This is a genomic window from Massilia sp. IC2-278 (genome assembly GCF_020708045.1).
Classification (GTDB): domain Bacteria; phylum Pseudomonadota; class Gammaproteobacteria; order Burkholderiales; family Burkholderiaceae_D; genus Telluria.
The window spans coordinates 50,232-62,092 of the sequence record NZ_JAJFES010000012.1 but is presented as its reverse complement, the minus strand read 5'-3'; the positions used below and the strand labels follow the sequence as shown (position 1 = coordinate 62,092).

The 11,861-nt window shown below is 66.0% G+C and carries 9 protein-coding genes and 1 pseudogene; 3 read left to right on the top strand and 7 right to left on the bottom strand.

Annotated features, from left to right (window positions below):
- The first annotated feature begins 97 nt into the window (after positions 1-97).
- The 3 genes from LK540_RS19140 to LK540_RS19130 all read left to right on the top strand — a co-directional run bounded on the left by LK540_RS19140 (position 98) and on the right by LK540_RS19130 (position 2,579).
- On the top strand, positions 98-565 hold the full coding sequence (locus LK540_RS19140) for a universal stress protein (RefSeq protein ID WP_229438906.1): 468 nt from the start codon (positions 98-100) through the stop codon (positions 563-565).
- Between the two features lie 96 nt (positions 566-661).
- Entirely contained in the window at positions 662-1,306 is a 645-nt protein-coding gene (locus LK540_RS19135; RefSeq protein WP_229438905.1) for a response regulator transcription factor, read from the top strand.
- Positions 1,307-1,787: 481 nt separating this feature from the next.
- Positions 1,788-2,579, top strand: a complete 792-nt coding sequence (locus LK540_RS19130) for a Crp/Fnr family transcriptional regulator (protein WP_229438979.1) — start codon at positions 1,788-1,790, stop codon at positions 2,577-2,579.
- Between the two features lie 299 nt (positions 2,580-2,878).
- On the opposite strand, the gene LK540_RS19125 is transcribed toward LK540_RS19130, so the two are convergent.
- The 7 genes and pseudogenes from LK540_RS19125 to LK540_RS19095 form a co-directional block, all read right to left on the bottom strand.
- Positions 2,879-3,691, bottom strand: a complete 813-nt coding sequence (locus LK540_RS19125) for a glycine zipper 2TM domain-containing protein (RefSeq protein ID WP_229438904.1) — start codon at positions 3,689-3,691, stop codon at positions 2,879-2,881.
- Positions 3,692-3,844: 153 nt separating this feature from the next.
- Positions 3,845-4,639 (bottom strand): annotated as a pseudogene (locus LK540_RS19120) (LytR/AlgR family response regulator transcription factor).
- Complete coding sequence (locus LK540_RS19115; RefSeq protein WP_229438903.1) at positions 4,636-5,757, bottom strand: sensor histidine kinase; 1,122 nt, start codon at positions 5,755-5,757, stop codon at positions 4,636-4,638. The pseudogene LK540_RS19120 and the gene LK540_RS19115 overlap by 4 nt, the downstream one beginning before the upstream one ends.
- Positions 5,758-5,882: 125 nt before the next feature.
- On the bottom strand, positions 5,883-6,557 hold the full coding sequence (pdeM, locus tag LK540_RS19110; protein ID WP_229438902.1) for a ligase-associated DNA damage response endonuclease PdeM: 675 nt from the start codon (positions 6,555-6,557) through the stop codon (positions 5,883-5,885).
- Complete coding sequence (locus tag LK540_RS19105; protein ID WP_229438901.1) at positions 6,554-9,022, bottom strand: ligase-associated DNA damage response DEXH box helicase; 2,469 nt, start codon at positions 9,020-9,022, stop codon at positions 6,554-6,556. The genes pdeM and LK540_RS19105 overlap by 4 nt, the downstream gene beginning before the upstream one ends.
- The gene (locus LK540_RS19100; RefSeq protein WP_229438900.1) at positions 9,019-10,659 is read right to left on the bottom strand and encodes an ATP-dependent DNA ligase; all 1,641 of its coding nucleotides are present in this window, start codon (positions 10,657-10,659) and stop codon (positions 9,019-9,021) included. Before LK540_RS19100 ends, LK540_RS19105 begins: the two co-directional genes overlap by 4 nt.
- Positions 10,652-11,752: a ligase-associated DNA damage response exonuclease gene (locus LK540_RS19095; RefSeq protein WP_229438899.1), complete on the bottom strand. Its 1,101-nt coding sequence runs from the start codon at positions 11,750-11,752 to the stop codon at positions 10,652-10,654. Before LK540_RS19095 ends, LK540_RS19100 begins: the two co-directional genes overlap by 8 nt.
- Positions 11,753-11,861: the final 109 nt, after the last annotated feature.

Below are 11,861 nucleotides of genomic sequence, written 5' to 3'. Positions count from 1 at the left end.
AGCGAGCTCATGTTTGAGCAAACTCAAGGGCTTGCGTCATCGCAATCACGGGACTGCCCAGTGAGGTAACAATACGTGCGTCTGGGAGGACATAACCATGTACCGGAAAATCCTGATCACCACCGACGGCTCGGCCGTCTCGCAACATACGGCCTGTGCCGGCGTCAAATTCGCGCAACAGATGGGCGCCGAAGTGCTGGCCCTGTTCGTCGCGCCCGAGTACCAGTACCCCGTCTACGTCGAAATCATCCCGCCATCCTACCCGAGCGAGGAAGAATACGCCGAACAGATGAAGCGCATGGGCGAGGACTACATGGGCCGCATCATGCATTCCTGCGCCAGGGCCAACCTGCAGCACAGCTGCATGACGGCGTTTTCCGACGCCACCGCCCTGAAGATCGTCGAGGTCGCCGAGCAGCAGGGCTGCGACCTGATCTTCATGGGCTCGCACGGGCGCAGCGGCTGGGGGCAGCTGCTGCTGGGCAGCGTCACCAACAAGGTGCTGGCGCAAACCACGCGCCCGGTGCTGGTGCACCGCCTGATCAGCGAGCCGGCGCCGGACTGAGCGGCCGGACGGGTGCGCGCCGTCCCGTGCACCCTGCATCTATATATAAGGTGGAAGCAATAGCCACGGCTTGCCTGGAACTGGGGAGAATGCAACATGATCAGAATCGTCATCGCAGATGATCACACCATCATGCGCGAAGGACTCAAGCGCATCCTCGACGGCGCACTCGACGTCGAGATCGTCGGCGAAGCCACCAACGGCTTCGAGGTGCTGTCCCTGGTGCGCCAGGGCGGCTTCGATTTGCTGCTGCTCGACTTGTCGATGCCCGGGCGCAGCGGGGTCGACCTGATCCGCCAGGTGCGCAGCGAGGCGCCGAAGCTGGCCATCCTCATCCTCACCATGCACGAAGAGGAACAGTACGCGGTGCGGGCGATCCGCGCCGGGGCCCAGGGCTACCTCACCAAGGAAAGCGCGGGCACCCAGCTGGTGGGGGCGATCCGCAAGGTGGCCTCGGGGCGGCCCTACATCAGCACCGAGGTGGCCGAGCAACTGGCCCTGAACATCATGGCGCCGAACGAGCAATTGCTGCACAAGCAGTTGTCGGACCGCGAGTTCGAGGTGTTTTCGCTGCTGGTGGGCGGCAAGTCGATTACCGAGATCGCCAACAATTTGCACTTGTCGGTGAAAACCGTCAGCACACACAAGACGCGCATCATGCAGAAGATGGGCATGACTTCGTTGTCGGAAATGGTGCAGTATGCGGTGGCGCACCGCCTGCTGGCGCCGATGAAGGCTTGACCGCGCCGCCGTATGCTGGCGTAAAAGTATTTCCGGCACGACTGCGGTATGGGCAAGGACGCGTCAACAAGCCTAATCAACTTGGACACCGTCCAGTCGCATTCGTGCCACCAGCGCCACGCGCACTTTGATCCATTCGCAGTGGTCCGCATCCGCTGCGAACAAGCCTCTCCCTCTATGCGGCAAGTAATTCGGTCGGAATACTCCTACATTCCTACCTTCTCTCCTACCTACACATTCAGCCATTGCTGATACCACTGCCGGACTCGTGTTGGCATACTGAATCCAGCGTATCGACTTGCTTGCGATCACCTTTCTCTCCGTAAGCCAGCCTGCCGCCGTTCCTGAATTCCTATTGAAGCACCGGTGCAGCGCCACTCGCGGCCTCACCCGAAAGAATTCTTCACTGGAGATGAGCATGCAGTCCCAGCAAACGACAGACCAACGCACCGCCAGCACGTCGACCATGCATACCACGCCCATGGAGGCCGGCCGCCAGCGCCAGGGCCGCCTGTGGTCCAACCTGAAGGAAGTCTGCGACCTGCTGCATATTCCGGCCGCGGTCTCGGTCAACTCGGAAGAGTTGCTGTTCCAGCACGTACAATTCAAGACCGGCCAGCGCGTGCACACCATCGGCCAGGCCTTCGACACCCTGTACATCGTCAACTCCGGCTTCCTGAAAACCGTGCTCATCGACGAATTCGGCAATGAGCAGGTGCTGAGCTTCCCGATGAAGGGCGACATGCTCGGCGTCGACGGCATCCACACCCGCCACTACGCCTCCGAGGCCGTGGCCTTGTCCGACTGCGACCTGATCCTGCTGCCGTTCAAGAAACTGACCGCCCTGGGCCGCGTGCACATGGAGCTCGAAAACCTGATGTACGGCGTGATGAGCCGCGAGCTGGTGCGCGAACAGGCGATGATCGGCATGCTCGGCGCCCTCTCGGCCGAAGCCCGCGTGGCCCGCTTCCTGGTGTCGCTGGCCGACCGCTTCGCCGCCATGGGTTACTCGAGCAAGCTGTTCAACCTGCGCATGACGCGCCACGAGATCGGCAGCTACCTCGGCCTGACCCTGGAAACCGTCAGCCGCACACTGTCGGCGTTCAACGAAATCGGCCTGATCACCGTCGACCAGCGCACCATCGGCATCAAGGACGCCGAAGCCCTCAAGACGCTGCGCCGCCTGCCGCCATCGCGCTCGCGCACCAAGGCTGCCGGCAAGAAGGCCGAGCTCGATGCGGCCGGCGACGACCAGATGCTCGCCACCGCCTGATCGCTCCTACCGGCACATGTTTTACCGGAGCAGTTCACAGGAATGCCCGGCAGTTGTAGCAGTGCAGGAATCGGCTCCGATGCGGCTTTCTCAGGACGAGAGCGCCTTATCGGAGCCGGTTTCGTTTTGAATCGCCGCCTTAGAGCCTATCTCAGTCGGCACGAGGAAGCGGATGGCGATGCATGGCAAGCGCGGGCAAGGCGCGAGGAGGCCGCATGGTGGTTCCATGCAACGACGAGCAACGCAGCCCCCGCTTGTCAGGCGCACCAGCGGCGACTCGAGCCTACTGAGATAGGCTCTTACTGGTCGCGCGACAGCACGCCGTCGTTCACGCGTACCGCGTCGCCGGCACGGAAGCCTGGATCGTTGTCGTATTGCAGGGTTTGCGTCGCGCCATTCCCCGAATACCGGACCACGACTTCGTAACGCTGGTCGCGGCGCTGATTTTGCTCGATATTGCGCCCCACCACTGCGCCGCCGATGGCGCCGGCCGCCGTTGCCGCCGTGCGGCCGCTACCGCTGCCGACCTGGTTGCCGAGCAGGCCGCCGATGACGGCGCCGCCCACCGTACCCAGGGCGCCGGAACCCTTGTGCTCGACCACGTTCACTGCTTCCACGGTGGCGCAATTGGTGCAGTAGCGCGCCGCGCGCGGGGACTCGGTCGTGCGGCCGCGGTTGTCGGCGGCCAGGTTGCGCTGGGTTGCCGGCGGCGCGCCGTCGCGCACCAGGGTTTCGCGCAGCACGTCGCTGGCCACGCGGTCGCCCACGCGCAGGTCGGCCGTCACGCGGCTACCGTTGCGGATGCGGTCGTGGGTGCCGATCGTGTAGGTGCCGGCGTACTGGCCACGGTCGAGCTCGTGCAGGCGCAGGTTGCGGGTGGCGCCGTCGATCTTCACCGTGGCGTTGCCGCCGGGCGTGCCGTACAGATTGAAATGCAGTTCCACGCCGGGAGCGATGCGGCGCACTTCCTCGACGTCGAAGCCGCGGATGTCGGGCGCCGGCATGCGGTCGCGAGCATAATTTTGTGCCTGTGCGGCCACGGGTGCCAGGGTCAGCGGACCGAGCGGCAGCAGCGCGCACACCAGGCTGCAGATTGTCTTGCGTGCTTTCATGTTTCCCTCCTCTGGATGGGTCCGGTGCGGACCTGGGGCATGGAATGAAAGTACGCCTGCGCAGGCGCGGCTACCGTGCGCTAACGTACCGTGCAGACGAGCACAGCAGTAAAGCGCAGCGGCAAAGACTTCCGAGAAAGCGCGAAGGCGCGCCTACATCTGCCGGAACTGGTGGGCGTAGACGGGACTCACGCGCAGCTTGTCGGGCCGGTTGCGCAGGTGCAGGACCACCTTGCCCGCCGTATCGCGCCCGGCATGCGCCACGCAGCGCAGGTTTACCACCGTGCTGCGGCTGACCTGCTGGAAGCAGGCCGGATCGAGCTGGGGCAGCAAGTCCTTCAGCGGCAGCCGGATCAGGGCCTCGCTGTCGGCGGTGGCCACGTTCACGTACTTGTCGAGCGCCTGGAAGAACACTACCTCCTGCACCGGGATCATGCGCACGGTATTGCCGACGGCGGCGCGGATCACGCTCAGGCGTTCGTGTGCGGCCACCGCCGGCAACAGCGCCTGCAACTGGCCGACCAGGCTGGCCAGCCCGCCATCGTCCGAGCGACTGGCAACCCGCGTGCGCAGGCGCTCGACGGTGCGCGCCAGGCGTGCGTCGTTCACCGGCTTGAGCACGTAGTCGGCGGCGGCCTGCTCGAAGGCCTGCACCGCGTACTCGTCGTAGGCGGTGACGAACACCACCTACGGGAACGGCGCCGCGTTTTCTCCATTAGCGTCCCAGCACTCGGCCAGTTCCTCGGCCGCCTCCAGCCCGCTCTGCCCGGGCATCTTGATGTCGAAAAACAGGATGTCCGGCCGCAGCGCCAGCGCCTGCTCGACCGCGGCGACGCCGTTCGGCGCGGAGCCGACGATCTCGAGTTCCGGCCACAGGCGCCGCAGGCTGGCTGCCAGCACCGCGGCCAGGATCGGTTCGTCTTCGGCAATCAGGGCGCGGATGCTCATGGATTCTCCAATGGAAGGGTGAGTCGGACGATCGTGCCCTGCGGCTGGGCTGGCGCGAGCAGCACGCTGGCGCGCTCGCCATACAGGGCTTGCAGGCGTTCGCGGGTGGTCGCCACGCCCACCCCGCCGCCGCTGCGGGCTGGCGCGGCATCTTCATTCAGGCCGAGTCCGCTGTCGCGCACGGCGATGTCGAGCAGGCCGTCGCGGGCGCGGGCTTCGACCAGGATCTCACCGCCCTCGATCTTCGGCTCCAGCCCGTGCACGATGGCGTTCTCGACCAGCGGCTGCAGCAGCAGCGGCGGCAGCCGCGCCTTGCGCAGTTCGGGCGGCAAGTCGAAGCGGTAAGCCAGGCGCGCGCCCATGCGCACGCCCATCAGGCCGAGGTAAGCCTGCATGGCAGCGAACTCCTGCTCCAGCGTCGTACTGTCCGCGCGCGTGGCGCCGAGCGTGGCGCGCAGGTACTGGATCAACTGGTCGAGCATGAGGCTGGCGCGCTCGGGGTCGAGGGCAATCAGGCCCTGCAGGTTGGCCAGGGTATTGAACAGCATGTGCGGCTCGATCTGGGCCTGCAGCAGACGCAATTGCGCCTGCACGGCCTGGCGCTCGACGACTTCGGCGCGCAGGCGCGCTTCCTGGTGTTCGCGGCCAATGCGTGCAACCCGCTCGCGCTGTTCGACCAGGACGATCATCGTGCACATGCCGAGGAAGGTGAACAGGACCATGCTGATGCGACCAATCGAGGGATAGTCGGCGAGCGTGGGAACGGTGTGGCCCAGCACGAGCGCACCGACATGGATCCCGATGAAATGTCCGATCAGCGAAGCGGCCAGCATGAAGACGAGAAACGCCAGCCACTGGAGCACACGCCGATTCGGATGCGGCCAGATGAGCAGGCGCGCCAGGTCGACCATGCCGAAGGCAATCACACCGATGCACAGCGAATAGACAAGCTGTTCGTACAGCAATTCCGGGTAGCCGTTGGCAAGCGTGATCACCAGGCCGGCCAGCAGGCTGACCGGCAAGGCAATGCGCAGGTCTGCCAGCAGGCGCCGCAGCACAGGCGGGGTTGATGGCGATGGCGCCGGCGCTGCCTCGGCAGGAAAAAGAGTGGTGGGCATCGGCGCTTGCTTTGTCTGGTTAGCAACGAGCCCATTCTGCCGAGCCGCGCGGGCGGCGGCAAGCCGGCTGCGACGAAAGCCGGTTTCGGCGGAGCGAAAACGCGGGATGCCAGAGCGAAGCCGGCCTAGCGGATGGCGTGCACTGCCTCGCCCGAGGTCACGTAGATGGCGTCGCCCGCCTCCCGGGTGACCACATGGCCGCCGGTGAAGGAACCAAAGGAAGGCAGGATCATGCGCTGGCTGCCCACGACGAAGCAAGGCAGGCGCAGCGCATCGTAGCGCGTGGCCAGCACCCAGGCCGGATGCACGTGCCCGGCCAGGGCATAGCCCCCTGTATCGAGGTCCGGATGGTGGCAAAAAGCGAACGGCCCCACCGTATGCGGCTCGTCGACCAGCTCGATGCCGAGCGCGGCGGCAGGGTCGCCGGCGTGCTTGTCGTGGTTGCCGCGCACCAGGGTCAGCTGCAGGTCGGCCCGCGTGTGGCGCCAGGCCAGCATCGCCCCCTGGGTCGAGGACGCATGGGCCGCGCGCGCATGCAAAAAGTCGCCGAGGAACATCACGTGGCGGGCGCCATGGCGTTCGATCAGGTCGTCGAGCCCGGCCAGGTTTTCCGTAGTGGTGCCGCGCGGGACCGGAATGCCCTGGGCGCGGAAGGACGCCGCTTTTCCGAAATGGATGTCGGCGATGATCAGCATCCGCCGCGCCGGCCAATACACGGCCTTTTCCGGCAACAGCATCAAGGTTTCGCCCGCCACCGCCACCGCCGACGCGGTTGTTACTACCTCACCCGTACCACTCATACCTGCGCTGCCTTTTCCAGTTCCCGTACCATGCGCGCCACGCGGTCGTTGAGTTTTTCGGTGCTCACCTTTTCGCGGAAGCGTTCCACCATCAGCGCAAAGCCGAAGGGCGTGGCGCGCTTGACCACACGATACGCCACTTTGCGCGCATGCAGTTCCTCGAGCGTCTCGCGCAGGCGCGTGAGTTCCAGCTCCTGTTCCAGCACTTCGCGCTGGGCTTGCGTCAGCAGCAGATTGCCGGCATCGTGCTTGCGGAAGACCTCGAAGAACAGCGAGGACGAGGCCTGCACCTGCCGGTTCGATTTCGGCTGTCCCGGATAACCCTGGAATACCAGCCCGGCAATGCGCGCCACTTCGCGGAAGCGCTGTTGCGAGAGCTGGGTCGCGTTCAAACTTTCCAGCACGTCTTCCAGCAGGTGCTCGGTAGCGAACAGCGGTACCTCAAGCCCGGTGGCGCCCGCGAACATGCTTTCCCAATCCACCGGCTCCGGCGCCATCAGCTCGAAACCGTAGTCGTTGACCGCAATCGAAAAGGTAATCGGCTGCACGCGCCCGATGCGCCAGGCGAACAGCGAGGCCAGGCCCATGTGCACCGAGCGTCCCGCGAACGGGTACACGAACAGGTGATACCCCTCGCGGCTCTTCATCGATTCCAGCACCAGGGTGTCGATGGTGGGTAGCGCCGACCATTTTTCCTGGATTTCCAGCAGCGGCCGGATGGCCTGCATTTCCGGCCCCTCGAAACGTCCTTCGGCGGCCTGGCGCAGCTGTTCCAGCGCGGCGTGCGCCAGTTCCGAGGACATCGGCATCTTCGCGCCCTGCCAGCGCGCGATGGCGCCGCGCGAACCAGTGGCGCGTTTCACGAACGCCGTCATCTCGTGCACGCGGATGAATTCCAGGATGCGTCCGCCGAACAGGAAATGGTCGCCCTGCTTCAGGCGCGAGATGAAGGATTCTTCCATGCTGCCGATACGCCCGCCGCTGACGTACTTCACCTGGATCGAGGCATCCGAGACGATGGTGCCGATGCCCATGCGGTGGCGCCGTCCGATGCCCACGTCCGGCACGCGGTACACGCCCTCCTCGTCGGGCAGCACGCGCCGGTATTCCGGGTACACCGTCAGGCTCTGGCCGCCGCGCGCGACGAAATCCAGCGCCCACTGCCATTCTTCCTGGTTCAGGTCGCGGTAAGACCAGGCGCGCCTGACTTCCTCGAACAGCTGCTCGGAGCGGAAGCCGCCGCCCAGCGCCACCGTCACCAGGTGCTGCACCAGCACGTCGAAGGGCTTGTTCGGCACGTAGCGCCCTTCGATGCGGCGCTTGGCCACCGCCACTTTAGCCCCGGCCGCCTCCAGGATTTCCATGCTGTTGGTCGGCACCAGGGTCACGCGCGAGACCCGGCCCGGCGCGTGGCCGCTGCGCCCGGCCCGTTGCAGCAGGCGTGCGATGCCTTTCGCGCTGCCCACCTGCAGCACGCGCTCGACCGGCAGGAAATCCACGCCGAGGTCCAGGCTGGCGGTGCAGATCACGGCTTTCAGCTCGCCCCTTTTCAGGCCCATCTCGACCCAGTCGCGCACCTCGCGCGCCAGCGAACCGTGATGCAACGCGATCACGCCGGCCCAGTCGGGGCGCGCTTCGAGGATGTTCTGGTACCAGATCTCCGACTGCGAGCGCGTGTTGGTGAAGACCAGGGTCGCGTCGTAATGCTCGATTTCGTCGATGACGGGCTTTAGCATTTGCAGGCCAAGGTGCCCGCCCCAGGGGAAGCGCGAGACGTCCTTCGGGATCAGCGAATCGACCACGATCTGCTTTTTCGTATCGCCTTCGACCAGCACGCCCGGCTTATTTTCCGAATCTGCGCCCAGCAGCACCTGGCGCGCCAAATCGAGGTCGCCCATGGTGGCCGAGACGCCCCAGATCACCAGGCCCGGCCGCCAGGTACGCAGGCGCGCCAGCGCCAGCTGCACCTGCACGCCGCGCTTGCTGCCCATCAGCTCATGCCACTCGTCGATGACGATCATGTCGAGGTGCTTGAACTGTTCCTCGGCCGCGGCGTGCGACAGCAGCAGCGACAGGCTTTCGGGAGTCGTGATGAGCGAAGACGGCCACTTGCGTGCCTGGCGCGCGCGTTCGGCGGAACCGGTGTCGCCGGTACGCGCGCCGACCGTCCACTCGGGCGCCAGCGCCGCCGCCGATTCTTCCAGCGCACGCTGGGTGTCGGCGGCCAGTGCGCGCATCGGCGTGATCCACAGCGCGCGCAGGCCGCTCATGCGTCCCTTGGTCAGGGCCCCGCGCTGCAGCGCCGCCAGCCACACCGCGTAGGTTTTACCGGCGCCGGTGTTCGCATGCAGCAGGCCGGACTGGCCGGCCAGTGCCGCGTCCCACACGGCCTTCTGGAAGGGAAAAGGCTTCCAGCCGCGCGCGTCGAACCACGCTTTCACCTCCTTCTTACTCGGCCCGCTCATGCACCGGCGGCGGCCAGCAGGCCTTTCAGGGTGTCCAGCGTATCGGCTTCCTCGATCGGCTTGTCGTCGCGCCGGCGCAGGATGCGCGGGAAGCGCACCGCGATGCCCGCCTTGTGCCGGCTCGACAGAGCGATGCCCTCGAAGCCGATCTCGAACACCATGGTCGGCTTCACCGAGCGCACCGGCCCGAACTTCTCGACCGTGGTCTTGCGGATCGCATTGTCGACCTGGGCGATCTCGGCATCGGTCAGGCCGGAATAGGCTTTCGCGAACGGCACCAGGCGCCGCTCGCCCTTCCCGTCTTCGTCGTCCCAGACGGCAAAGGTGTAGTCGGTATACAGTGAGGCGCGCCGCCCGTGGCCGGCCTGGGCGTAGATCAGCACCGCGTCCACCGAATAAGGATCGATCTTCCACTTCCACCAGGTGCCGACGTCCTTGGTGCGGCCCACGCCGTACTGGGCGCTCCTGGCTTTCACCATCATGCCTTCCACGCCGCGCGCACGCGATTCGGCGCGCAGCTCGGCCAGCGCCGCCCAGTCGTCGGCATGGACCACGGGCGACACCTTCAGCTGCGCCTGGTCGACGGCGGCCACCAGCGTTTCCAGCAGCGTGCGCCGCTCGTGCTGGGGCAGCGCACGCAAATCGACGCCGTCGAGTTCCAGCAGGTCGTAGCAGACCAGCACCGCCGGCAGCTCGGCCAGCAGCTTGGCGGACAGCGTCTTGCGGCCGATGCGGCGCTGCAGTTCCGCGAACGGGGCCGGCACATCGTTGGCATGGTCCCAGACCAGCACTTCGCCGTCGACCACCGTGCCCTCGGGCAGGCGCACCGCGCACAGCTCGGGGAAGCGCTCGGAGATCAGGTCTTCGCCGCGCGACCACAAATAGTTCTGCGCGCCGCGCCGCACCAGCTGGGCGCGGATGCCGTCGTACTTCCACTCGACCTGCCATTCCTTGAGCTCGCCCAGCGCGGCCGGGTCGCCCTGCAGCTGGTGCGCCAGGAAGAAGGGATAAGGCTGGCCGCCGCGCAGCTTGTGCTCTTCGTCGGACTGGGCGGCGATGAGTTGCAGGAACTTGGTGGCGGTGGGACGCACGCTGCCGTCGGTCCAGCCCATCAGGCGCTGGGCCACGAGCTTGCTGTCCACCGCCGCGATGTTCGCCAGCGCGCGCGTCACCAGCAGTTTCGACACGCCGACGCGGAAGCCGCCGCCGATCAGCTTGCAGAACAAAAAGCGCTCGCGCGTATCGAGTTCGTTCCAGTAGCTGAACAGGGCGGCGCGGATGACGTCCGGGTCGGCGCCGCGCAGGGGGCCGATGCGCTCGGTCATCCATTCGGCCAGGCCGACGTCGCTTTGTTTTTCCGGCGGCGGCAGGATCAGGGCGATGGTCTCGGCCATGTCGCCGACCGCATGATAGGACTCGTCGAACAGCCATTCGTCGAGCACCGCGTATTCGATGGCGAACTGGCGCAAGAGCTTGGTCGGCACGGCCTGCCGTGGCTTGCCGCCGGCCAGGAAGTAGACGGCCCAGGCGGCGTTCTCCGGCGCGGCGGTCGAGAAATACTGCTGCAGGGCTTCCAGCTTGCGGTTGGTGGCGGTGGTTTCGTCGAGTTCGGCGTAGAGGCGGGCGAATTCACGCATCGCGCGCCTCCTTTGCCTCCGTGGTCCCGACGGCGTCGTTCGCTTCGGTGGCTTGCGCTGCTTCGGCAGCTTCGGCAGCTTCGGCCGGCTGCGGCGGAATCGCCACGTCGTCGTCGTCGTCGCCGTATTCGGTGTCGAAGCCGGCCGCGTCCAGCCCCTGCTGGCACAGCCACTTCACCAGCACCGGGATCGAGCCGTGGGTGACTATCACGCGTTCGGCGCCGGTGGCGGCAATCGCCTGCATCAGCCCCGGCCAGTCGGCGTGGTCGGACAGCACGAAGCCACGGTCGACGCCACGCCGCCGGCGCGCGCCGCGCAGCTGCATCCAGCCGCTGGCAAAGGCATCGCTGTAGTCGCCGAAGCGTTTCATCCAGGCCGACCCCGAGGCCGATGGCGGCGCCACCACGATGGACTGCTTCAGATCGGCTTTCGACACGTCGCTCACCATCAGCGTCGGCGGCAATTCGATACCGCCTTCGCGGTAGACGCGGTTCAATGGCTCGACCGCGCCATGGCAAACGATCGGTCCGATGGAAGGATCGAGGCCGGACAGGATGCGCTGGGCCTTGCCGAAGGAATAGCCGAACACCACGCTGCAACGCCCCTCTTCCGCGTTCTTGCGCCACCAGCGGTTCATGTCGTCGAAGATGGATTGTTCGGGCGCCCAGCGGTAGATCGGCAGGCCGAAAGTGGATTCGGTAATGAAGGTATGGCAGCGCACGGGTTCAAACGGCGCGCAGGTCTTGTCGGGTTCGATCTTGTAGTCGCCGGATGCGACCCAGACTTCGCCGCCGCATTCCATGCGCACTTGTGCAGAGCCGAGCACGTGCCCGGCCGGGTGCAGCGAGATGGTGACGCCGTTGTGGACCACGGTCTCGCCGTATTCCAGCCCATCGACCGAGATGTCACCCAGGCGCGAGCGCAGCACGTGCACGCCGCTGGCGGCGGTCAGGTAGCGGCCATGGCCGTAGCGCGCGTGGTCGCCGTGTGCGTGCGTGATCACGGCCCGTTCCACCGGCCGCCAGGGGTCGATGTAGAACCCACCTGGCACACAGTACAGTCCTTCCTTGCGTACTACGACCATATCTCCCATGCGTCTCCTTTACGGCGCCTGATAAAATCCTCATGGCTGCGTTACAGCGTCTTGCCGTACACGCGTACTGTCTTCGACGCTGCGTCGGCTGGCCGCATCCCTTGCCCTG

What these genes read in the sequence shown, in the direction of transcription:
- LK540_RS19140 (WP_229438906.1), top strand. Translation starts at nt 98, where the DNA reads ATGTACCGGAAAATCCTGATCACCACCGACGGCTCGGCCGTCTCGCAA.
- LK540_RS19135 (WP_229438905.1), top strand. Translation starts at nt 662, where the DNA reads ATGATCAGAATCGTCATCGCAGATGATCACACCATCATGCGCGAAGGA.
- LK540_RS19130 (WP_229438979.1), top strand. Translation starts at nt 1,788, where the DNA reads ATGGAGGCCGGCCGCCAGCGCCAGGGCCGCCTGTGGTCCAACCTGAAG.
- LK540_RS19125 (WP_229438904.1), bottom strand. Translation starts at nt 3,691, where the DNA reads ATGAAAGCACGCAAGACAATCTGCAGCCTGGTGTGCGCGCTGCTGCCG.
- LK540_RS19115 (WP_229438903.1), bottom strand. Translation starts at nt 5,757, where the DNA reads ATGCCCACCACTCTTTTTCCTGCCGAGGCAGCGCCGGCGCCATCGCCA.
- pdeM (WP_229438902.1), bottom strand. Translation starts at nt 6,557, where the DNA reads ATGAGTGGTACGGGTGAGGTAGTAACAACCGCGTCGGCGGTGGCGGTG.
- LK540_RS19105 (WP_229438901.1), bottom strand. Translation starts at nt 9,022, where the DNA reads ATGAGCGGGCCGAGTAAGAAGGAGGTGAAAGCGTGGTTCGACGCGCGC.
- LK540_RS19100 (WP_229438900.1), bottom strand. Translation starts at nt 10,659, where the DNA reads ATGCGTGAATTCGCCCGCCTCTACGCCGAACTCGACGAAACCACCGCC.
- LK540_RS19095 (WP_229438899.1), bottom strand. Translation starts at nt 11,752, where the DNA reads ATGGGAGATATGGTCGTAGTACGCAAGGAAGGACTGTACTGTGTGCCA.